At 64.5% G+C, this 20,496-nt stretch carries 27 protein-coding genes and 1 pseudogene; 16 read left to right on the forward strand and 12 right to left on the reverse strand.

Going from position 1 to position 20,496, the window contains the following annotated elements; translation table 11 throughout:
• Positions 1-14: 14 nt before the first annotated feature.
• The gene (locus tag NLM25_RS21675) at positions 15-1,826 is read right to left on the reverse strand and encodes a tetratricopeptide repeat protein (protein ID WP_254138316.1); all 1,812 of its coding nucleotides are present in this window, start codon (positions 1,824-1,826) and stop codon (positions 15-17) included.
• A gap of 246 nt (positions 1,827-2,072) precedes the next feature.
• Here NLM25_RS21675 and NLM25_RS43910 point away from each other — a divergent pair.
• Positions 2,073-2,210: pseudogene (locus NLM25_RS43910) on the forward strand (nitrate ABC transporter substrate-binding protein); the annotation flags it as partial.
• 37 nt (positions 2,211-2,247) lie between these two features.
• Here the strand turns inward: NLM25_RS43910 and panB are convergent.
• Positions 2,248-3,072, reverse strand: a complete 825-nt coding sequence (gene panB, locus NLM25_RS21680) for a 3-methyl-2-oxobutanoate hydroxymethyltransferase (protein ID WP_254118869.1) — start codon at positions 3,070-3,072, stop codon at positions 2,248-2,250.
• A gap of 379 nt (positions 3,073-3,451) precedes the next feature.
• Between panB and minC the strand changes: the two genes are divergently transcribed.
• The 4 genes from minC to NLM25_RS21700 all read left to right on the forward strand — a co-directional run bounded on the left by minC (position 3,452) and on the right by NLM25_RS21700 (position 5,663).
• Positions 3,452-4,150: a septum site-determining protein MinC gene (minC, locus tag NLM25_RS21685; RefSeq protein WP_254138317.1), complete on the forward strand. Its 699-nt coding sequence runs from the start codon at positions 3,452-3,454 to the stop codon at positions 4,148-4,150.
• A gap of 21 nt (positions 4,151-4,171) precedes the next feature.
• Positions 4,172-4,987 (forward strand): septum site-determining protein MinD, encoded by an 816-nt coding sequence (gene minD, locus NLM25_RS21690; protein WP_254138318.1) that lies wholly within the window; start codon positions 4,172-4,174, stop codon positions 4,985-4,987.
• Positions 4,984-5,265 carry a cell division topological specificity factor MinE gene (minE, locus tag NLM25_RS21695; RefSeq protein WP_212433762.1) on the forward strand — a complete coding sequence of 94 codons (282 nt, stop codon included), beginning with the start codon at positions 4,984-4,986 and terminating at the stop codon, positions 5,263-5,265. Before minD ends, minE begins: the two co-directional genes overlap by 4 nt.
• A gap of 212 nt (positions 5,266-5,477) precedes the next feature.
• The gene (locus NLM25_RS21700; protein ID WP_254118875.1) at positions 5,478-5,663 is read left to right on the forward strand and encodes a hypothetical protein; all 186 of its coding nucleotides are present in this window, start codon (positions 5,478-5,480) and stop codon (positions 5,661-5,663) included.
• A gap of 17 nt (positions 5,664-5,680) precedes the next feature.
• Here NLM25_RS21700 and NLM25_RS21705 read toward each other — a convergent pair whose 3' ends face one another.
• The gene (locus NLM25_RS21705) at positions 5,681-5,929 is read right to left on the reverse strand and encodes a hypothetical protein (RefSeq protein WP_254138319.1); all 249 of its coding nucleotides are present in this window, start codon (positions 5,927-5,929) and stop codon (positions 5,681-5,683) included.
• A gap of 122 nt (positions 5,930-6,051) precedes the next feature.
• Complete coding sequence (locus tag NLM25_RS21710) at positions 6,052-6,441, reverse strand: hypothetical protein (protein ID WP_254138320.1); 390 nt, start codon at positions 6,439-6,441, stop codon at positions 6,052-6,054.
• Positions 6,442-6,570: 129 nt separating this feature from the next.
• Between NLM25_RS21710 and NLM25_RS21715 the strand changes: the two genes are divergently transcribed.
• Positions 6,571-7,356: an SDR family NAD(P)-dependent oxidoreductase gene (locus tag NLM25_RS21715; RefSeq protein WP_254138321.1), complete on the forward strand. Its 786-nt coding sequence runs from the start codon at positions 6,571-6,573 to the stop codon at positions 7,354-7,356.
• Positions 7,357-7,408: 52 nt separating this feature from the next.
• Here NLM25_RS21715 and NLM25_RS21720 read toward each other — a convergent pair whose 3' ends face one another.
• Both NLM25_RS21720 and NLM25_RS21725 read right to left on the reverse strand, forming a co-directional pair.
• Positions 7,409-7,639 (reverse strand): DUF6894 family protein, encoded by a 231-nt coding sequence (locus tag NLM25_RS21720; RefSeq protein ID WP_254118882.1) that lies wholly within the window; start codon positions 7,637-7,639, stop codon positions 7,409-7,411.
• A 406-nt stretch (positions 7,640-8,045) separates the two neighbouring features.
• Positions 8,046-9,152 carry a hypothetical protein gene (locus tag NLM25_RS21725; protein ID WP_254138322.1) on the reverse strand — a complete coding sequence of 369 codons (1,107 nt, stop codon included), beginning with the start codon at positions 9,150-9,152 and terminating at the stop codon, positions 8,046-8,048.
• Between the two features lie 337 nt (positions 9,153-9,489).
• Between NLM25_RS21725 and NLM25_RS21730 the strand changes: the two genes are divergently transcribed.
• The 3 genes from NLM25_RS21730 (at position 9,490) to NLM25_RS21740 (ending at position 11,408) form a co-directional block, all read left to right on the forward strand.
• Entirely contained in the window at positions 9,490-10,107 is a 618-nt protein-coding gene (locus NLM25_RS21730; protein WP_256570724.1) for a L,D-transpeptidase, read from the forward strand.
• 112 nt (positions 10,108-10,219) lie between these two features.
• Positions 10,220-11,206: a hypothetical protein gene (locus NLM25_RS21735; protein ID WP_254138324.1), complete on the forward strand. Its 987-nt coding sequence runs from the start codon at positions 10,220-10,222 to the stop codon at positions 11,204-11,206.
• A gap of 40 nt (positions 11,207-11,246) precedes the next feature.
• Positions 11,247-11,408 (forward strand): hypothetical protein, encoded by a 162-nt coding sequence (locus NLM25_RS21740; RefSeq protein ID WP_254138325.1) that lies wholly within the window; start codon positions 11,247-11,249, stop codon positions 11,406-11,408.
• A 24-nt stretch (positions 11,409-11,432) separates the two neighbouring features.
• On the opposite strand, the gene NLM25_RS21745 is transcribed toward NLM25_RS21740, so the two are convergent.
• A complete protein-coding gene (locus NLM25_RS21745; protein WP_254138326.1) occupies positions 11,433-11,867 on the reverse strand; it encodes a hypothetical protein in 435 nt (144 codons plus the stop codon).
• A gap of 122 nt (positions 11,868-11,989) precedes the next feature.
• Positions 11,990-12,454: a MarR family transcriptional regulator gene (locus tag NLM25_RS21750; protein ID WP_254118893.1), complete on the reverse strand. Its 465-nt coding sequence runs from the start codon at positions 12,452-12,454 to the stop codon at positions 11,990-11,992.
• 105 nt (positions 12,455-12,559) lie between these two features.
• Between NLM25_RS21750 and NLM25_RS21755 the strand changes: the two genes are divergently transcribed.
• The 3 genes from NLM25_RS21755 to NLM25_RS21765 all read left to right on the forward strand — a co-directional run bounded on the left by NLM25_RS21755 (position 12,560) and on the right by NLM25_RS21765 (position 16,084).
• A complete protein-coding gene (locus NLM25_RS21755) occupies positions 12,560-14,482 on the forward strand; it encodes an FAD-binding monooxygenase (protein ID WP_254138327.1) in 1,923 nt (640 codons plus the stop codon).
• Between the two features lie 157 nt (positions 14,483-14,639).
• Positions 14,640-15,635: an SH3 domain-containing protein gene (locus NLM25_RS21760; protein ID WP_254138328.1), complete on the forward strand. Its 996-nt coding sequence runs from the start codon at positions 14,640-14,642 to the stop codon at positions 15,633-15,635.
• Between the two features lie 170 nt (positions 15,636-15,805).
• Entirely contained in the window at positions 15,806-16,084 is a 279-nt protein-coding gene (locus NLM25_RS21765; protein ID WP_309143607.1) for a hypothetical protein, read from the forward strand.
• Positions 16,085-16,093: 9 nt separating this feature from the next.
• Here the strand turns inward: NLM25_RS21765 and NLM25_RS21770 are convergent, their stop codons facing one another.
• Entirely contained in the window at positions 16,094-16,369 is a 276-nt protein-coding gene (locus NLM25_RS21770) for a DUF3551 domain-containing protein (protein ID WP_254141235.1), read from the reverse strand.
• A 112-nt stretch (positions 16,370-16,481) separates the two neighbouring features.
• Here NLM25_RS21770 and NLM25_RS21775 point away from each other — a divergent pair, with 112 nt between their 5' ends.
• Both NLM25_RS21775 and NLM25_RS21780 read left to right on the forward strand, forming a co-directional pair.
• Positions 16,482-16,688, forward strand: a complete 207-nt coding sequence (locus tag NLM25_RS21775; RefSeq protein WP_309143653.1) for a hypothetical protein — start codon at positions 16,482-16,484, stop codon at positions 16,686-16,688.
• An 89-nt stretch (positions 16,689-16,777) separates the two neighbouring features.
• Positions 16,778-17,140, forward strand: a complete 363-nt coding sequence (locus NLM25_RS21780; RefSeq protein ID WP_254138330.1) for a hypothetical protein — start codon at positions 16,778-16,780, stop codon at positions 17,138-17,140.
• A 30-nt stretch (positions 17,141-17,170) separates the two neighbouring features.
• Here NLM25_RS21780 and NLM25_RS21785 read toward each other — a convergent pair whose 3' ends face one another.
• The 3 genes from NLM25_RS21785 to NLM25_RS21795 all read right to left on the reverse strand — a co-directional run bounded on the left by NLM25_RS21785 (position 17,171) and on the right by NLM25_RS21795 (position 18,977).
• The gene (locus tag NLM25_RS21785) at positions 17,171-17,740 is read right to left on the reverse strand and encodes a TetR family transcriptional regulator (RefSeq protein ID WP_254138331.1); all 570 of its coding nucleotides are present in this window, start codon (positions 17,738-17,740) and stop codon (positions 17,171-17,173) included.
• Positions 17,740-18,084 (reverse strand): multidrug efflux SMR transporter, encoded by a 345-nt coding sequence (locus NLM25_RS21790; protein ID WP_014495640.1) that lies wholly within the window; start codon positions 18,082-18,084, stop codon positions 17,740-17,742. Before NLM25_RS21790 ends, NLM25_RS21785 begins: the two co-directional genes overlap by 1 nt.
• Before the next feature lie 227 nt (positions 18,085-18,311).
• A complete protein-coding gene (locus tag NLM25_RS21795) occupies positions 18,312-18,977 on the reverse strand; it encodes an O-methyltransferase (RefSeq protein ID WP_254138332.1) in 666 nt (221 codons plus the stop codon).
• 97 nt (positions 18,978-19,074) lie between these two features.
• On the opposite strand from NLM25_RS21795, the gene NLM25_RS21800 reads away from it, so the two are divergent.
• Together NLM25_RS21800 and NLM25_RS21805 are read left to right on the forward strand one after the other, a co-directional pair.
• Positions 19,075-19,719: a TetR family transcriptional regulator gene (locus tag NLM25_RS21800; RefSeq protein ID WP_254138333.1), complete on the forward strand. Its 645-nt coding sequence runs from the start codon at positions 19,075-19,077 to the stop codon at positions 19,717-19,719.
• A gap of 90 nt (positions 19,720-19,809) precedes the next feature.
• Positions 19,810-20,451 (forward strand): FMN-binding negative transcriptional regulator, encoded by a 642-nt coding sequence (locus tag NLM25_RS21805; RefSeq protein ID WP_254138334.1) that lies wholly within the window; start codon positions 19,810-19,812, stop codon positions 20,449-20,451.
• The last annotated feature ends 45 nt before the right edge of the window (positions 20,452-20,496 follow it).

Consider the following 20,496-nt stretch of genomic DNA (forward strand, 5'->3'; position numbering starts at 1 on the left):
GGCCCGCACCAACCTCATCGCGCAACCAAAGACCGCGCCTTCGCCAACCCGGCAACGAGAGCGTCGACCGTGCGGTCCGCAATGCCTTGGCGACGTAGAAATCCATCCGGATCGCGGGCGAGGGGCTCGTACAGGGCCAGCTTGTCCAGCGCCTTTTGCGTACCGTCTCGATCTCCGAGTTCAGCATTGGAAACTGCAAGCACGAGCTGACTGAACCCGGAATCGCCGAGCGCGGACCTTTCCGCGGTCGTCCGGGCCTGTTGGTAGTCGCCGGTCATGTAGAGGTTCACCGCGATGAAATGGAAATACCAATTGGGAGGATTCAACGTTCGATCGATTGCGCGCTTGAGAACAGCAACGCCTTCTTCAAAATTGCCCCGCACCGAGAGCCGCCAGCCAAGCTGGGCAAGAATTTCAGGATCGTTTGGATTGAGCGCAACGAGTTGCCGCGTGAGACGCTCACTGTCTTCATAACGTCCGGTGAAATGATAGGCGGCCGCCAGTGCTTTCAGGGCAAGCGTGCTTTTCGGCCGAAGCCGAATTGCATTGTTGATCGCCTCGAGAGCCTTGCCATACTCGGTTTGTCGATCGTCAGCGTCAAAGCCAAGGCGTCCGGCGTCGAGATGAAGCCATCCGAGCATGGCCCAGGCATCGCTGTAGTCCGGGTCCCGCTGAACGGTCCGTTCCAGGCATTGAAGGGCCGGGGTGAACTCCGCCCGAAGGAAGGTGCGGCGGTAGCCGTGGGCGCGAAGCACGCAATTGTAACTGTCCATGCTCGACGTCGTCGCCGATGACGAACCGCCGCTCATGTCAGCCCTGACGACGCCGTAGGGCTGGCCGATGACTTCCGCGATTTCTTCCGCCAACATTCCCTGCGTTGCGATCAGCGATTCCGGGTCGAATGGCCGACTGTAAGACTTGGTCCAGACAATGCCGCCGGTCATCGCATTCGCGACCGAGACGGTCACACGGACGTTCCCATCTTCGGTCTGCACGCTTCCGTTGACGACATAGGCCACGCCCCGGTCGCGCGCCAATGGCAACCATGTGGAGCGAACGTCCTGGTTCAAGGACACTGGCGAGGTGTAGAGGCGAAAGCCCGAAAAGTGAAACAGGTTCGCGATCAGTTCCTGGCCCACGCCGGCGGCGAGATAGCGGGTACTCTCTCCGGGACTAAGTGCCTCAAAAGGGGCGACCAGGACACCGGGTTCCCTCGACGCGCCGAAGGGCGATCGGCCAAAGTACGACAGCGACACGACCGCTCCAATCGCGATTGCGGCTATGAGCGCTGCGGCCGCCGACAAGCGGCGGAAGAGTGCCGACTTGTTGCTTTTGCCAGCAAGCTCCGCGCTGCGGCTGGTAACTTCATCCACGCGTCGCTCGGACGATTGCTCACTGGCCAAACGTCCGGCCAACAGAGTTTTGCGACTTTCGAAGCTGGGGGCGTAGGAGCCTTTTGGAATGGAAATGCGGATCGGGTCATTTTGCCCCGCATCGATGTAGTAACTGTCGAGGTCGCGTCGCAGGCGTCTTGCTTCCAGCCGGACGACCGGGTCCGCTTGCGGATCGAAGGACTCGTCGCGACCGAAGACGGAGAGCGCGATCGTATAGCCCTTCAGGCGTTCGGCGCGTCCCGAGAGCGTCTCCTCGACAATGAACCGGAGGAACGCCCGTCGCCTTTCGCTGGCCTGAAAGTGCGGGCTCGTGCAGATCCGATCGAGTTGGCTAAACACGGAGTCCGGCGCCAGCTCCTGGACATCGAGCCGGGCATTGCCAGGGAAATCGGCTTCTTCCCTAGCGGGTAACTCTGACCGGCTGTCCTGCAAGCGTTACACCGCGCTGCACGAATTATCGACTACGACGATAGCTGCGCCATTGCGTACGGGCTATGCACTTTGTGCCAGTAACGCGGGAAGTGATTGCGACACAATTTCCGAGGCGCGCTGAATCGAGACAATTCGATGCCTCGGCCAACGTTCCTTTGGATAAATGTCCTGATCAATCCGCGCAAAATGGCCTTGCCGCAATGCGGAAATAACGAAGGGTTGCTCGTCCGGGCTCGACCCCTCCGAGGCGAGCGGATGAAGAAGGACTACGAGCTGGTCCAGACCAATCTCGGCATGGAGAAGCCGTTCGACGTGACGAGCGCGTTCACGACAAGGATGCTCGATCCCGCCATCAAGATGGATGCGAGCAAGGTGAAGAAGTAGGGAAGCGCTGCAAGCGGGGGCCGACAGCTGCCGCGGATCATCCGCCCTTCTTCATCTCGTACACATGTTCCGGCCCGGGAAAGGCGCGAGACCGCACGTCGGCGGCATACGCCTCGATCGCCGCTTCGATGGCCGGGCCGAGATTGCCGTACCGCCGGACAAATTTCGGTGGTCGCGGCGAAAGCCCCAGCATGTCCTCGAGCACGAGCACCTGGCCGTCGCAGGCTGCGCTCGCGCCGATGCCGATGGTGGGAATGGCAATTGTCTCGGTAATCTTGCGCGCCAGTGGTTCGGCTACAGCCTCGATGACGACGGAGAATGCCCCGGCGTCGGCGACCGCTTTCGCATCGTCCTCGATCGGCCCCCAGTCCGCCTCGCTACGCCCCTGGGCACGGAACGAGCCGAGCGTGTTGATGGATTGCGGCGTCAGGCCAACATGACCCATCACCGGGATCCCGCGCCCGGACAGGAACGCAATCGTCTCCGCCATGCGCACGCCGCCTTCGAGCTTCACCGCGCCGCATTGCGTCTCTTTCATGATCCGCACGGCTGAATTGAAGGCCTGCTCTTTGGTGGCTTCATACGAGCCGAACGGCATATCGACGACCACCAGCGCCTGCCGGGAACCGCGCATCACCGCTGCGCCCTGAAGGATCATCATGTCGAGCGTGACCGGCACCGTGGTCTCGAAACCGTGCATGACGTTGCCAAGGGAATCGCCGACCAGAATGACGTCGCAATGCCGATCCACCAGCGCTGCCGTATGCGCGTGATAGGACGTCAGCATGACTATCCGCTCGCCTTGCTTGCGTGCACGGATGTCCGGCGCGGTCTTGCGCCTGACAGTGGACTGGATTGACATGCTCAGGCTCCGTTTGCGGGACGCGGATCGAAGCCAGATGTCACGTGCGTGTCAATCCGGATGGTCGGGCCTGCGATCAAAATGGACGGCGCGAGGTGAGTCGGCAGGGGCGCGCGCTGTCTCTGCGGCGTCATTGCGAGCGTAGCGAAGCAATCCAGAGTCGTTCCGCGGAGGCAGACTGGATTGCTTCGTCGCAAGGGCTCCTCGCAATGACGGTGCGGGGGCAGTTGAGCGCCGCATTGTCCAGATGGCGTCCCGGAGGCTGCCCCCGTAGCCCGGATGGACCTATCCCTCACGTAACCCCATAGAAAATTAACCGCGCGTTAACCAAATCCGCCGCATCGTTAACCATTCAATAACAGGGAACGAGTCGGCCGCTATGGAGGCTGCAGCAAAACCTCAACGCCAAATGGTGCGCCTGCGCGGGCGCTCCTACGTGGCCTTCGTGTTCATGCCGACAGTTCCGATCCAGGACTGGCTGCAGGAAATCGACGCCACCATTGCGCGCTCGCCGGGCTTCTTTGCCGGCCGGCCCGTGGTGATCGACCTGTCCTCGGTCGATCTCAGCCAGTCCGGCATCGGCCATCTGCTCAGCAGCCTTCAGGACCGCAGCATCCGTGTGCTCGGGATCGAGGGGGTAGAGGAGGGCCGGCTGACGCCGGCCATGCCGCCGCTGCTCTCGGGCGGGCGCAGCTGCGTGGTCGAGGCGAACGCGCCGAAGAAGGCCGAGGTGAAGGCTGAAACCAAGCCGACGTCGCTTCTGCTCGATAGTCCCGTGCGTTCGGGCCAGACCGTGATCTTCCCGGAAGGCGACGTCACCATTCTCGGCTCGGTCGGTTCCGGCGCGGAAGTCGTCGCCGGCGGTTCCATCCACGTCTACGGCGCGCTGCGCGGCCGCGCCATGGCGGGGGTCAACGGTCACACGAGCGCGCGCATCTACTGTCAGAAGATTGAGGCTGAACTGCTTGCAATTGATGGGTTTTACCAGACTGCGGACGACATTGACGCCGCCTTGCGCGGCAAGCCGGCGCAGGCCTGGCTGCAGGGGAATACCATGCGAATTACAGCACTGAACTGACCAGCAAAGGAGACATTTCAGATGAGTAAGGTACTGGTCGTGACATCAGGCAAGGGCGGGGTCGGCAAGACCACGACGACCGCCGCGCTGGGGGCTGCACTGGCGCAGCGCGGCGACAAGGTCATCGTCGTCGATTTCGACGTCGGCCTGCGCAACCTCGACCTCGTCATGGGCGCCGAACGCCGCGTCGTGTTCGACCTCATCAACGTGGTGCAGGGCGTCGCGAAACTCCCGCAAGCGCTGATCAAGGACAAGCGGCTGGAGAATCTCTGGCTGCTGCCGGCCTCGCAAACCCGCGATAAGGACGCGCTGACGGAAGAGGGCGTCGGCAAGGTCATCGACGATCTGCGCAGCCGCTTCGACTGGGTGATCTGCGACAGCCCGGCCGGCATCGAGCGCGGCGCCTCCATGGCGATGCGCTTTGCCGACGAGGCGGTGATCGTCACCAATCCGGAAGTCTCCTCGGTGCGAGATTCCGACCGCATCATCGGCATGCTCGATTCGAAGACGGTGCGGGCCGAGAAAGGCGAGCGGGTCGAGAAGCACATTCTCATCACCCGCTACGATGCCTCGCGCGCCGCGCGCGGCGAGATGCTGACCATCGACGACATCCTCGAGATCCTCGCAACGCCCCTGCTCGGCATCATCCCCGAGAGCCAGGACGTGTTGAAGGCCTCCAACGTCGGCACGCCGGTGACGCTGTCGAACGCGGGCGGCGCACCCGCACGGGCCTATATGGACGCGGCGCAGCGGCTGTGCGGCGACACCGTGCCGATGCAGGTTCCGGCCGAGCGCAGGCGCTTCATGGATCGTCTGCTGCGACGGAGGGCTGCATGAGCATGGGTCTGCTCCGACTTCTCCGCGGCAAAAAGGCCTCTGCACCCGTCGCTCGCGAACGGCTGCAGATCCTGCTCGCGCATGAACGCGGAATGCGCGGCCAGCCCGACCTGCTCGGCGTGCTGCGTGAGGAAATTCTCGCTGTCGTGTCCAAGCACGTCACGCTGGATCCGACCAAGGTCATCGTCCGGCTCGAGCGCGGTGACGAGGTGTCGACCCTGGAGGTCGATATCGAGGTCCCCAACGATATCGAGCGCAAGCGCGTGGCGGTCGCGTAGGGGACGCGACCGAAGACGAGCAATTTGGGGTGGGTGAGAAGGCGGTCCGCTGGGCACAGCGGACCGCCTTTGTCGTTCTCGCACAGTCAGTTCAATTCCAGGCCTGCCGATGTGATCGGGAGTGGGCGGAACGGGACCTGCGGCGAAATCGTTGTCAGAGACCGCGGAGAGCCGAGCCAGGCCCTGCGGTTTCCGAAAACGGGAGAGCGCCCATGATGTCCGAGCTCCAGGTCCACACCGTTGCGCGGCAGATGCTGGAAAAGCATGGTTTCGCTGCGATAGCGAAGGCGGCCGAACAGGCGCAGGCCTGCGAGGGCCGCGGCGAGGCCGATGAGGCCAAGGAGTGGCGTCACATCGAAGATGCCATGAAGATCATGCGCGGGCCGGCCCATAGCTGACGCCCGGCAAGCGGCGTTCAACGCTCCTGGCGGTCGGCGCCCGGCTGCGACGAGCGGTTTTGTGTCTGCGGCTGGGGGCGCTCGCCTGTCTCTTTGCAGGGGAGCGGCTCCCACGTGCCGTCGGGCGCCTGCTGATAGGCACTACAGGACGACGAGGCGGATTTTTCTTCGCCCTTCTGGGCGTCGGAATTCTTCGCCAGAGCGGGCGCGGTCAGCACCGTGGCGGCCGCAAGCGCACCGGCGAAAACGACATGGATACTCCGCATGAGGGCTCTCCTGTTCGAATTCGAAGAGGCCGCATGGTGTCGAGGATTGTGACGATTGTTTGCCGCGGCGACGGTTCCGGCGCGGCGTGCTTAACGCCGCGAGTGAGCGCCTAGCCGTCCTTCTAGCCGCCCTTGGCGCGGATCAGGCCGGCGAGGTTGACCTTTTGGGCCTCGCACCAGCCGGGCATGCCGAGGCGGCGCTGGTCCATGTCGGTCGCCTGGGTCGCGACCGCGACCTCGGCCATCAAATCGTCGTCCTGCTTCTCGCCCATCTTGCCGCCGGTGTGCATCCAGGCGATCGCCTTGCGGACCTTCTCGGTGGTGCCGTCCGGCAGCTGCATCTGCTGCGCCTTCTGCACGAGGTCCTGATAGACGAGATCGGTGTTCGGGCATTCGACCCTGGCGGCGAAGGCCTGCAAGACCATCGTGACATAGGTCGAGCGTGGATGGTCCGCCGCTTGGGCCGGCGCGGCGAGCAGTAACAGGCCTGCCATCAGGAAACCGGTGCGCATCCTTGGTATCTCCTCCATTTTTTTGGAAGGCTAGCGTCCGCCGCGCCACTCCGCAATGGTGCCGGAACCGATTTGTCGCGCCCCGGTGCGGTACGCTATCGTAACCCGTCCCTGGTCCCGGAGAGCGACATGAGCCTGTTCAGCACGCCGTTCGATCCCGCACGCGACACGGCGCTCGTCACCGGCGCAGGCAACGGCATCGGCCGCGCGATCGCGCAGGCGCTCATCGGCGAGGGCGTCCGGACCGTGTTCGCGGATGTAAGCGCAGAGCGGGTCAGTGCGGCGATCAGCGCGAGCAGCAAGCCTGAACTGGCAGTGCCGTGGGTCGGCGATCTCGCCAAGTCAGACGCTTGCGATGCGCTGCTGGCCGCAGCAGAGGCGGCGCTCGGCGAGGTCTCGCATTTCGTGCACAGCGCATCGCCGCCGCGACGGGAGGCCGATCATGCGCTCGCGGTCGATCGCAAGACCTGGCAGGAGATGCATGCCGTCAATCTCGATGCCGGATTTCATCTGGCGCGCGGGCTGGCCAAACGGCTGATTGCGGCGAAGCGGCCCGGCTCGTTCCTGTTTCTCACCTCGCTGCACGCGGGCACGCCGCGCAACCTGCCGCATTATTCGACGGCGAAGGCGGGGATGACGATGCTGGTGAAGGAGCTCGCGAAGACGTTCGGGCGTCACGACATCCGCGTCAACGCGCTGGTGCCTGGCGCGATCGCGGCAGGCGGGTTCGTCGCGGACGCCTCGCTGGCGCGGCACATCCCGCTCGGGCGTCTCGGCGAAGCCAGGGACCTCGCGCCGATGGCGCTCACGGTGTTGTCGAACAAGCTTTCAGGTTACGTCACCGGCGCAGCCTTCGTCGTCGACGGTGGATTGTCGCTGACGAACTGGTTCGAGCCGCCGGTGCTGGAGGACTAAAGCCCCGTTCCGATAAATCGGAACGGTGCTTTGGATTCTTCGCTTGACGCGGCTAGCGTTGCCAGGCCGGCACGGGATCGAGCGGCGTGCGATAGACCTCGTTGTGATCGCGATCGGTCACGCGCACCGCGCAACCCTTCCGTTGCAGCTCCGGCTTCACCTGCGACAGCTCGGTGGCCAGTTGATCGGCGCGATCGGAAGCGAGCTCGATGTCTTCGAGGATGATTCCGCCCTGGTTCTTGAACTCTTCACCAACCACAAGATCGAAGGAGTAGAAGGGCATCCGAATTCTCCGGTGTGACGACCAAGTCCCAAAAGTCCTGGCTGCAAGTCTTCACTGGCTGCAAGTCTTCAACGGAAGTCTTCAACACATGTCGGATGGTATCACTGAGTCGATCATTGACGAATGAACAGGCGGCGCAATCTCTGTGCTTATGGCGCAGAAATGATGTGCAGTATGCGAGCTCGTTAAGGTTTTATTAAATATATCGGCGCGATCATAAGGCATGGAATTGCAGCAGAACCGGGCTCCGGGAACCGGCAGCTGCAAGAGAAGGCCGGCGGCATAGATCCCGACGGCCTTTTCTCTTGACGGAGAACGATCGAAGCATCGGTCTCCGTAGTCGCCCGGACTCAACGCATCACATCGAGTCGGACAGCTTGCGCGATGGTACGATGGCGACGCTGCGCTAACGCAGCGGCATCGGCGGACGCACGACAGGTCCGTCGTCATCGGCAATGGCTTGCGTCGTGGCGACCGGCGCTGTTGGCGCGACCGCGGCAGCTTGCGAAGGCGGCGGCGGAGGTGCGAGCGGCGCCGGCGAATACGACGGCATGTAGGTTTGCGACACGACCGGCTTCGGCTTGCGAACCGGGGGCATCGGAGCGCGCGCGGAGGACACGCGCGCGCGCGGATCGACTGGCCTCGCCTCAGCCACCGGCTTTGGCGCAGGCGGTTTTGCCATCTCGCGCGCCATCTGCTCCTGACCGGCCTTCAACTCGGCGATGTTGGCCTTGAGCGCGTCGATCTGCTGCGCCATGGCTGCAAGATCGCGCGTCATCGATTGGACCGACTGCACTGTATCGGGCTGCGCTGCATCAGGCTGTGTTGCGACAGGCTGTGTTACGACAGGCGCGGCTGCTGCAACCTGAACCGCAGGCGCCGCAGGCGGCGTCGCGGTTTGATCGGTCGCTTGAGCGGTAGCGGGCTGCTCCGCGGGCGGCGCGGCCTGCGCGGCGGTCACCGGCGCCGTCTGCGATGTCGGATGCAGCAGCGACGCCAATGCCGGCGTCCATGATGTCAAAGCCGGTGTCCATTCGGCGAGCATCTGCCTGGCCGTGTCGCCATGTTTCTCCCAGGCGACGGCGGCGCCCACGCTTCCGCCCGCAAGCAACATCGTCACGAACGCGCGGCGCAGCCATTTTCCGGCGGAGGATCGCTTCGGCCGGTTGCGACCGTCGTCGGCCGCGACGCGCACGGCAGAATCGACCGAGGGCACCGCCGAGGGCGCTGCCGCCTGCGGTTCCAGGCCCCTTGGCTCCTCCAGGACCGGCGGCTTCAGGACAGGACTGAACTTCGGCTCCGGATTGATCGAGGGGGGCGGCGCGAACTTCAAATCCAGCTTGGGCTCCGGACGGGCCGTGAGTTCAGGCGCCAGGGCGGGGGCGACGCTGATGGGGCGCGACGCCAGCACCATGTCGGGCGAGATCTGAATGGCGTCGTGCGGATCGTTGTCCTTGACCGTGTCCTTCACGATCTCATCGACGATTTGCCGAGAGTTCAGCGTCGCGAGCATCGCAGCTCCTTTGAAACCAGGTGTTTAAAATCTTGGTCGTCCGCATTGGCGCGAGCCGATCTGTTGAGGCGACTCATCCCAAATCCGATGAGCCAATCACTGTGACCCACGAGTCCAGCCGGGTTTGACCAAAGCAAGGCGAGGGGATGGAGACTGTGCGACCGTCCCTCCGCCCTTTGTGGTGATGGAACCCGGCCCGTTAAACACGCGCACGTGTTCCGGCTTGCCTTGTTTTCAGCACGATTTGGGCAGCATCTGGTGAAGCTGGGGGCGCTGTTATGCGCTATCGGGGGGACCGGCGGTGCCAAAATCTCTAATCGCATTATTTGTCGTAGCCATGCTTCCGCTCGCCGGCTGCATGCAGACAACGCTTTCGCCATCGACGGATGCGAGCATGACGCCGCGCGACCGTCAGTTGCTTGCCCATACGCCTTACGCGAAGGCGAACGTGCCGGAGCAATATCTCCGTCATATCGTCGATTATCCGCGCAAGGAGCAGCCGGGCACGATCCTGGTCGATACCGATGCGCGCTACCTCTATTTCGTGTTGCCCGATGGCAAGGCGATCCGCTACGGCGTCGCGGTCGGCGAGGAAGCCATGGCCTTCTCCGGCGTCGCGCGCGTCGGCCGTCTGGCGGAATGGCCCGACTGGGTTCCGACAGCGGAGATCCAGGCGCGGCTCGGACCCTATCCGGCGCGCGTCGCCGGTGGCCCCGCCAATCCGCTGGGGGCGCGAGGCATCTACCTCTATGTCGGCAACAAGGACACGCTCTACCGCATCCACGGCACCAACCAGCCCGAATATATCGGGCAGGCGATCTCGTCCGGCTGCATCCGGATGCGCAACGAGGACGTGATCGATCTGTTCGATCGGGTGAAGCTGAATTCGATGGTCGTGGTGTTGCCGCCCGGGCAGAACGCGCGGGTCGACGCGGGGTCCAGCTGGCGCGGGTAGAAACCTGAGCGAGCCGCGCACCCGATGCGCGGCTTGCCGACAATTTTATCCATTGTCTTGCGCGGGCCGTAACGGTTCGCCTCTAGCGTGCAGCGAGCAAGGGGTTGCTCGCATGTATCTGGTCAAGAATTCTCCGCGCGCGCTGTTCGCCGCGCTGATTCCGCTGGCCATCGTCGAAGCCGTGCTGATGGTCTTCGCGATCGCGGGCGGGCAGGTGACCGACCCCGTCGGCGTGCCCGCGCCGGACCAGATCGTGGTGCTCTATGCGGGCCGCATGGCGATCAATGCGGCCTTCCTGTTCGCCGGGCACATCGCGCTGCGGCAGTGGACGATCTCGAGCCGCCTCGCTTACGGGCTGATGGGCGGCGTCATGGCAGCAGTGAGTTACGGCATTGCAATCCGCAACCACATCCAGCTGGCCGCGCCCGGCGACGGCACCGTAGTGACGATCGGTCTCTTGCCGACCATCGCAGGGATGATCGGCGGTTTCCTCTATGGCCAGTTTGCGGGCCTCAGTCCGGTTGCCCGGGCGACCGGCGTGGCCTCCTCCGCCGACACACCGGCCGCGCCGCCGCCGATCGTGTTCGACGGACCGGTCCGGGTCCGCACATCGGTCGCCGGTGTCGCAATCGCGGCCCTGATACCGACAGTGCTCGCAACGCTTCTGCCTTACACGCAGGTGCCGTTCCTGATGAATGGTTTCGCGGACAAGAGTACCGCTCAGATCTTCGCAGCCGTGATCCCGGCGCAAACCTTCATGGTCATGATGGTGATCTCGGTCATTCCTTCGAGCATCTTCATGCTCTGCGTGCACCATGTCGCGCGCGCGATGAGCCGCCGCAGCGCGTGGGAATACGCAGCGATCGGAGGTGTAGCGGCGTTCGCCTGCATGCTGCTGCTGGTGCTGGTCGTGCCGCTCCTCGCCGCTCTGCTGGTGCCGGCGGCATTTTGCGGAGCGATCATGGGTGCGCTCTATCGCCGCTTCGCCGGCCTCGAGCCGGTGCCGTTGCCGGAAGCCGTGATCGCAATCGATCCGAACGCGCTTGTCGGCGCCGATCATCCGTCACGACGCCAGCACGGCGTCATTCTGGGCAACTGATCGCCAGAGACAGAAGCTGGAACGGAACGAGGGACGAAGCATGAAAGGATTTGCGGCTTTTGGCGCTGCGGTCGTGATCACGGCCGTGGCGGCGGTCTGGTTCTTGACCGGGCCGGTGGTGGTGAACGAAGAAGTCAAACCGCTTCAGCCGAGCGCGAAGATGCCGGTATGGAAGCCGGTCCCGACAGACCTTGCGCGCTAGAGACCGACGCGCGCCGTTCTCGCCCTAATTCTCAGGCCGCGCGATGCGCCATTGCAATGTCGTGGCATTGCCGTTGGCATCGCCTGGCGCCTTGTCGGCCGGCGAAGTGTAGAGCGGACGATAGCGGTAAGCCCACATCTTGCTGCCGTCGTCGCGGCTGATCACGGTGAAGTCGCCAATGGCCTTGGCTTCGGCCGTCGCGGCCAGCGGGACCCAGCTCTCGGCGCACTTGCCGTTGCAGGTCGACGTCTTTCCGGTGGTGTCGCGCTCGTAATAATAGAGCGTCATGCCCTTGAGATCGACCAGCTTGGGACCCTGCTTGGTCAGGACCACTTTCGCCGGCGCGGTCGTCGTCTCAGGCTTCGGCGGAGGAGGGTCTCCGCCGCCGCCATGGCCGTTCGCGAGTGCAGGAACGATCGAGAGCGCGAGGACCGCGGCCGCAATGTGGAACCTGAGCATCCGATACCCCCGAACGGCAAAGTTAATCGCGCATTAAAGCGCCGAATATGACCGACCGTAGCAGCCGAAGGTTAGTTCCAGGTTTCGCGGCACTGCGACAATGACAGGTAGAAACACGGGGTTTATGCCTGCACCTCGCGCAGCGGGGCACGGCTGAGCTCGTTGCCGGCGGCGATGGCCTTGCGCAGCAGCCGCATCAGCTCCTCGCCTTCCTTCGCGCTGAGGCCGCGCAGCATGAGGCGCTGGGCTGATTCCACCGCCGGCGTGATCTTGCGCAACGTGCGCCGCCCTTCGTCGGTGATCTCGAGCTCGCGGGCACGGCGATCGCGGCTGGAGGCACGGCGCTCCGCGAGCCCCTTCTGAACGAGGCGATCGATCACGCCGGTGATGGTGGTGCGGTCGTAGGCGATCAATCCTGCGAGCGTCACCTGGTCGAGCCCCGGATTGGCCTTGATGGTCGCAAGCGCGGCGTATTGTACCGGCGTGAGGTCGAAGCCGGCGTCTCCGACCTCGGCCAGGAAGACCGCGACCGCAATCTGCTGGAACCGGCGCGCCAGATGCCCGGGCATGTCGTTGTTGTCTTTCACCGAATTCTCCGTGTGGGACAGGGTGGGCCGGAACGTTGACAAGTATACTGATAGTCAGCATACTGAGCAATATCCAAACAGAACGTTTCGCAGGGAGAGGTGCTCATGCAATTCCATCTCAATGGATTTCAGCCGGGCGATCCTGAAATCGCCGATCCCGCCGAACGCATCCAGAATTCGGGTGCAGTGGGGGCCGCGCCTGAAGAGGTCGACGTCCTCATTGTCGGCTGTGGGCCTGCAGGCCTGACGCTCGCGGCCCAGCTCGCGCAATTCCCCGACATCAAGACCTGCATCGTCGAGCAGAAGCCGGGCCGCCTGCTGGTCGGGCAGGCCGACGGCATCGCCTGCCGCACCATGGAGATGTTCCACGCCTATGGTTTCAGCGCGCGCGTGCTGAAGGAAGCCTATTGGGTCAACGAGACGACGTTCTGGAAACCGGACGAGCGGGCGCCGGAAAAGATCGTGCGCAGCGGCCGGGTGCAGGACGTCGAGGACGGGCTGTCGGAATTCCCGCACGTCATCCTCAACCAGGCGCGCATCCATGACGGCTTTCTCGACATCATGCGCAAATCACAGGCGAAGCTCGAACCCCATTACAGCCGGCGCCTGCTCGACCTCGAGGTCGATCCGGCCGCGGGTCCCACTGAGGCTGCCGTGACGGTGCGCCTCGAACGGGTCGATGCCGGAAGCGAGGGCAAGATCGAGACGATCAAGGCGCGTTACGTCGTCGGCTGCGACGGCGCGCGCAGCACGGTGCGCAAATCGATCGGCCGCGAGCTGCATGGCGATTCCGCCAACCACGCCTGGGGCGTGATGGACGTGCTGGCGGTGACCGATTTCCCGGACATCCGCTTCAAGGCCCTGATCCAATCGGCGAAGGACGGCAGCCTGCTGATCATTCCACGCGAGGGCGGCTACATGGTCCGTCTCTATGTCGAGCTCGCAAAACTCGACGTCGGCGAACGCGTCGCCAATCGCAACATCACCGCCGAGGATGTGATCGCGAAAGCGCAGCGGATCCTGAAGCCGCATACGCTCGACGTGAAGGAGATCGCCTGGTGGTCGGTCTACGAGATCGGCCAGCGCCTGACCGACAAGTTCGACGACGTACCGGAGACCGAGATCGCCTCGCGCCTGCCGCGCATCTTCATCGCCGGCGATGCCTGCCATACCCACAGCCCGAAGGCGGGGCAGGGCATGAACGTCTCGATGCAGGACGCTTTCAATCTCGGCTGGAAGCTCGCCGCCGTCCTCCGGAAGCAGTGTGCGCCGAGCCTTTTGCATTCCTATTCGGCCGAACGCCAAGCGGTGGCGAAGGAGCTGATCGATTTCGACCGCGAGTGGGCGGGAATATTGGCCTCCGCCGCCAAGGCCGGCGGCGCCGACGCCGCCAGGACGCAGGACTATTTCGTCAGGCACGGGCGCTACACCGCAGGCACGGCGACGCACTACCGTTCATCGCTCCTCACCGGCGCAAACTCCCATCAGCATCTCGCCGAAGGCCTTGTCATCGGCACGCGCTTTCATTCCGCGCCGGTCATTCGGCTCGGGGATGCCAAGCCGGTTCATCTCGGCCATGCGGCGCAGGCCGACGGGCGCTTCCGCATCTACGCGTTTTCGCCTGCTGAAGATCCTGCGGCCGCGGGCTCGGCCATTCGTGCGCTGTGCAATTTTCTCAGCGAGGCTCGGGAATCGCCGATCAGGCGCTATACGCCCGCGGGCGCCGACATCGACAGCGCGATCGATTTGCGCGCGGTCTTCCAGCAGGATCATCGCGAGCTTGCCGTCGAGGCGATGCCGCCGCTGCTGCTTCCGCGCAAGGGGCGATACGGCCTGATCGACTACGAGAAGATGTTCTGTCCGGACCTCAACAGTGGCCAGGACGTCTTCGCCATGCGCGGCATCGACCGCAAGGCCGGCTGCATGGTGGTGGCGCGGCCGGACCAGTACGTCGCGACCGTGCTGCCGATCGACGATTTTGCCGGGCTTGCGTCGTACTTCGACGCGTTCATGTTGCCGGTGAACTGACGGCGCCCGGCAGCGCGGTTGCGCGCTGCATCGATGAACGGCGCATGAATATTGAACCGCGTGCGGCATGCATCTCGATCTTTCGATGGATGCGACCGCTGCGCGCGGAACGCTCGTTCGGCTAGCGCGTTCCGACTCGAACGAGGAGGAATTCGCCATGAGGCTCAAGAGCGCTTTAGTTGCAGCATTGTTGCTGGCCCCGACGGCCGCGCTGGCCGCGCCGGGCATCGTCACCGTCTCGACCGGCCTGCGCGCCGGGCCGGGCACGGGCTTTCCGCTGGTCGATCGCGTCCCTGAGGGCGCCCGCGTCAACATCCATGGCTGCCTGCGCGGCAACGCCTGGTGCGACGTGAGCTTCTCCGACGATCGCGGCTGGGTGTCGTCGCAATATCTCGAATATCTCTACCGCAATCACTACGTCTATCTGCCGGACTATGTCGACGAGATCGACGTGCCCGTCGTCCCCTTCGTGCTGACCTCCTACTGGTCGAGCTACTATGAGCGACGTCCCTTTTATCGCCGTCACGCCTACTGGAATAATTACTGGACCTCGCATCAGCGCCTCGCGACGCGGATGACGATCGATCCGCGCGCGGCCCGCATCGGTCGGGCGGCAACGCGCGACTCGGCCATCGCATTGGGACGCGAGGGCGTGCATGCCAAGGGAGCGGCCGCGATCTCCGGTCGTGATGCAGCGACCACGCGTCGCGACGCGGCTATCGCCGGGCGCGACGCGGCGACCGCGAGGCGCGACGCTGCGGTGACGGCCGACGGCACCCGCGCCGGACGAAACGAGCGCATCGCGCACGAGCGGGCCAACATGCAGAGCCGCAATCCGCGCGATGCACAGGCCCGCATGATGCATGAGCAGACGCAGAGCCGCGCCGCGGTGCGTGCGCAGCCGATGGCGCGTGCGCATGAGGCGCCGCGCGTCTCGGCCGCACCTGCAGCGCGTCCGGCGGCACCGCACGTGGCGCAGCCGAACGTGAGCCACGGTTCGCCGATGAATGCTCGCGCGCAGATGCCGGCGCCGCGCGCGGCTGCACCTGCGATGCCGCACGGCGGCAGTGGTGGCGCTCCGCATATGAACGCCGCTCCGCGCGGCGGCGGTGCGCCGGCCGGCGGCCCCGGCGGCGGCCATCAGAAGCACTGACATCGCCTGGGAAAGCCCGGCCTTCGCGCCGGGCTTTCAGTTTGGGGCGTCCTCGGTTCCCGGCCCGTCCAATTTAAGAAAGTTCTTCGCGGGCAGATTTCATCGATCGTAATATGTCTACTCAAAGCTGTAAGCATCCACTCGGGGCAGCGGGGCACGGGAGGATGACGATGAGACAGAACCCGGCGGAGACGCGCCGCCAAAATGTCGCGAAGCGGTCGATGACCAAAGAGGCCAAACAGCTGACCGGCCTGATTGCCGGGCTACGCAAATCCCTCGACGGGATTCACAAGGAGCGGACGAGCACAAAGCTCACCGGCGCCGAGATGGGCATGCTCGACGAGCGCCGCAACAATTTGCTGCTCACCATCGCAGCTTTGGACGACCGTCTGTCGGCGGTACAGGGGCTGATCGATCTCGGTCGCCCGCACGTGATCCGCGTGCACTAGGCGCGGGCGCTAGCGGCTCCGTCGCGGCGGCGATGGACCCAGGCCCGGCTGGCGGTTCTGCATGGCATAGGGGTTGGCGTAGCACTGGGCGGATTGCCCGGATGCGCTCGCTGCGCACTGAGCAATCGATGTAAAGCTGCAATCGATGCTGCTGCCGTCGATGGTGTAGATCTCGATGCAGACAGGATAGCGCGGATCGTAGGTTTGCGCTTCCACGGGCGTGCCAACCAGCGCCGCGCCAGGCAAGCCCGCGACAAGCAGAATCGCATTCATCAGGCGGTGCAGGATCAATCTCCGTCGTTCGGTTGGAACCAGGGCACAATGCTGCCTTGGACGGCACCAAATTGCCATGCTCCTGGCGAATTGCCGCCAAAGCCCGCTGCCACGACGGAAGCGGGTGCAGGGCAACGCAAGGGGATGCGCATTGGCCTACAAGATGGTCGCAGAACGCGACAATGAGAAGTGCAGTTTTGCCCGCGAGAGCCGGTTGCTCATCGTGGCGAAGGCAAGAGTATGGGCGAGCGAAGGGTGGCAGGTCGTCATCACCGACCCGGACGGCAAGGCCTACACTCCGCCCGAATTCGATCAGCTATTGGCGGCGTGACCGCGCGACGGGGCCGATTCTTCTTTTGACGCGTTTTCTTTACGCGAACTGGGTGTCCACTTCGCTCGAAAACGTTCCAGGGGGCGACATTGATTTCGCTATTTCGACCGGGGCGCGATGTGATTGCGCCCCTGGTGACTCTCGCAGCCGCCGCGCTGACGGTGACGGTCGCGTCCGCGCAAAATCTCGACGCCGGCAAACCGCCCGCGAAGCTTTTCGCGGACGGCTGTGCCACCTGCCATCGCAGCCCGCGCGGACTGGCGAAAGGGCGCTTCAGCCTGACGCTCGCCTGGTTCCTGAAGGATCACTACGCAACCAGTTCCGACTCCGCCAAGGCGCTCGCCGCGTACCTGCAGTCGGTCGATGAGCCGCCTCCACGCGCCTCAGCGAAAGCCGGTGGTAAACCGTCGCGATCCGCGCCGCGTCCGCCCAAGCCGATGGAAAGCCGGTAGTCAGCTCGCCATCCCGGTTACGGCAAGGCGCTATGCACGACGATATGTCTGTACAATCAGCCGCGCGTGCACGGCGCGCAAGTCAGCGCTAATCCGCGTCTGTCCCGTCGTGACAAAGGACAGCCAGGCACCGTCGGCGGCGAGACGCACGATGTGGAGCTCGGGCGCGGCGTCGGTCGTACGGTGACGCTTCAGGCGGGCCTTCATCCAGTCGTTCCAGAGCCGGCGCAGTGACGGATCCGTGACCACGACCATGCTCAAGGCGGCCCAGGGTGTCGCGAAGCCGAAGGCCTTGCCCGTGAACACTGCATTCACATAGGCGCGCGTAAAGCTGCCGCGTGGCTTGGGATCGACCTCGATGGCAGCGTCGATCTCTGTGTCGACACGGGCGAGGAGGTCGGCGAACAGGCCCTCGATCAGCGCCTGCTTGCTGCCGAAATGATGAAACAGCCCGCCCTTGGTGACCCCGGCTGCCGCCGCGACCGCCTGCACCGTCACGCCGGCGACGCCGTGGTCCATGGCGATGGCCGCTGCGCAGTCGAGCAGGGCGCGTCGCACCTGCTCGGGCTGCTTGGCGCGGGTATAGGCGCTCGCCGGCATCAATGCGCCGTGGTCTGCGAGAACAGGTTGATGACCACGACCCCTGACACGATCAGCCCGATGCCGACGAAGGCCGCGGCGTCCAGCATCTGGCGGAACAGCACGAAGGAAACGGTCGCGGTCAGGATGATGCCGACGCCGCCCCAGATCGCATAGGCAATGCTCAGGGGAATGACCCGGATCGCCACCGACAGCGCGTAGAACGAGGCGACATAGAACAGCACCATCGCGAGCGTCGGCCACGGCCGCGTGAACTGCGCGGACTGCTGGAGGAAGGCGGACGCCGTGACCTCGAAGACGATGGCGAGGGCAAGCGCTGCGTAGGCGTTGAAGGCGGAGGTCATGACGGGCTCGAGCACAGCTGCGCGAAAGATACCGCGCGGTAGGTATGTTTAGCATGCGTAACATGGCTTTTGCCAGAAGCCGGTATCACGTCTGAGTGACGCGCCTGCGACAGGAGGCCTCGCAAACGTGAGACGCCGATGTTCCTCGACGGGCGCCCAACGGGCTGAAGCCGCCGCGCGATGGAACGTGCGGCGGCTCCGAGGTTTCGTGGTCGTTCGGTGTGACGCTAGTTGATCCGCACGGAGAGCTCGACGTCTTCGGCAAAGGCCGTGGACATGTATCCGCTTCCGGGCCTGCGTACCCGCGCGAGATAGTCGGGGCTGTCGTCGGCATTGTCGGCAACGATGATCGCGCCCGGCTTGAGATGGCCCTCGACCAGATCCAGGATCTCCGGGTACAGCGCCTTGGCGCCGTCGAGCAGCACGAGATCGATCCGATCGGGCAGGTCCTTGCTCAGCGTCTTCAGCGCATCACCCTCGCGGATTTCGACGAGATCGATCAGCCCGCCGGCCGAGAGGTTCTCACGCGCACGTGCCGCCTTGGACGGCTCGAACTCGCTGGTGATGAGGCGGCCGCCGCCATTGTCGCGCAAGCCAGCGGCCAAATGCAGCGTCGAGATGCCGAACGAGGTGCCGAATTCGACGATCGTTTTGGCGCGCGAACTACGCGTCAGCATGTAGAGCAGGTGACCGGTCTCGCGCGAGACCGCGAGCGGTACGTCCTTCAGGCGTGCGTAGAGGTCGCGGTAATCGGTCTTGCTCTGCATCATCCGAGTGCGGTCGGCGTCGGTCACATCGGCGAAGGCGGCTCGCGTTGTGCCGCGTGCTGCTTCGTCCTGGTCGAACAGGCGATCCAGCAGCGGCGCAAGCGATGTGATGGTTGGAGTGGTCATGTGAGGTCTCCGAGTTTTTTAGCGAAGCGTGTGCTTGCGTGCGGGTTGAAATACGACTAATTCGTCGCATTTCCTATTCGCATTGCCCGGGTGCGCCATGGCCGATCGCCGAAGCCGTTCAGTTTCCTCACGAAAACAGCCGCAACAGGCCCGCTCCAACGAGCTTGTGGCGGCCATTCTGGATGCCGCTGTTCAGGTCCTGGCAAAGGAGGGCGCGCAGCGTTTCACCACGGCGCGGGTGGCGGAGCGGGCCGGTGTGAGCGTCGGATCGCTCTATCAATATTTTCCGAACAAGGCCGCGATCCTGTTCCGCCTCCAGAGCGACGAGTGGCGGCGCACGAGCGAGCTCTTGCGCGGTATCCTCGCGGATTCGGCGAAGCCGCCCTTGGTGCGGCTGCGCGCGCTGGTCCACGCCTTCATCCGTTCCGAGTGCGAGGAGGCTGCGATGCGCGGCGCGCTCAGTGATGCCGCGCCGCTCTATCGCGACGCGCCCGAGGCGCAGGACGCGCGCGCGGCCGGCGAAGGCATTGTCGCAACCTTCATGCGCGAGGCGCTGCCAAAGGCCTCGGAGGCGACGCGCGAGCTTGCCGGGGAGTTGATCAAGACGACGCTGGCCGAGGTCGGTAAACGGTTCTCGGAGACGCCGCGCAGCGAGGCCGAGATTGCGCGACACGCCGACGGGCTGGCTGACATGTTCTGCGCCTACCTCGACAAGCTTGCAGGCCGCGGACGTCATTCCTGACATCTGCGTTTACGGCCCAATATCGTTTCGGATTCCTGGGGATCATGGGTTAGCCTTGCATCGTCTTTCGTCCAGCCCGAGTGCCGCGCCATGCATGTCCTTCGACCCCAGTTCCGCATCGAGGAGCAGCGCGCGCTGGAATTTGCGGGCCGGCGCGGCTTCGGCGTGATCGTGGCGGCGGATGCCAACGGCCCGCGCGCCTCGCACGTGCCGTTCGTGCTGGACCAGCGCGATGGGCGCGTGATCGTGCAGATCCATTTCACGGCAAAAAACCCTCTGGTCGAGCTTGCCGACGGCGTCAGGCGCTTCCTGCTGATCGTTGCCGGCGACGATGCCTACATCTCCAATGATTGGTACGCCTCCCGTGACAATGTCTCGACCTGGCTTTACGAGGCCGTGCACTTGTCGGGTGTGGCGCATCTGCGCAGGCACGATGAGAACCGTGGCCATGGCGATGCGCTGCTGGCCGTCGCCGAGGCACGGCTGCCGAAGCCGCCCTGGGACCTCACGCAGATGGAGCCGGCCAAGCGCGAGAGCATGCTGGCGGCGATCCGGGTCGTCGATCTCGTGGTCGACACCGTCGAGGGACAGGCCAAGCTCAACCAGCACAAGGGCGATGCGGATCATGTCGCGGTCGCCGATCGATTGGCGCGGTCGGACGAGACGGGGCATCAACGGCTGGCGCGGAAGATGCAGGCGCTGCGGCCGGGGCTGGGGTACGAGACACCGTAAACTTGTAACCCGGATGGAGCGCAGCGAAGCCCGGGATTCTATGTT

Origin of the sequence: Bradyrhizobium sp. CCGB01, assembly GCF_024199795.1 — a bacterium.
GTDB lineage: Bacteria > Pseudomonadota > Alphaproteobacteria > Rhizobiales > Xanthobacteraceae > Bradyrhizobium.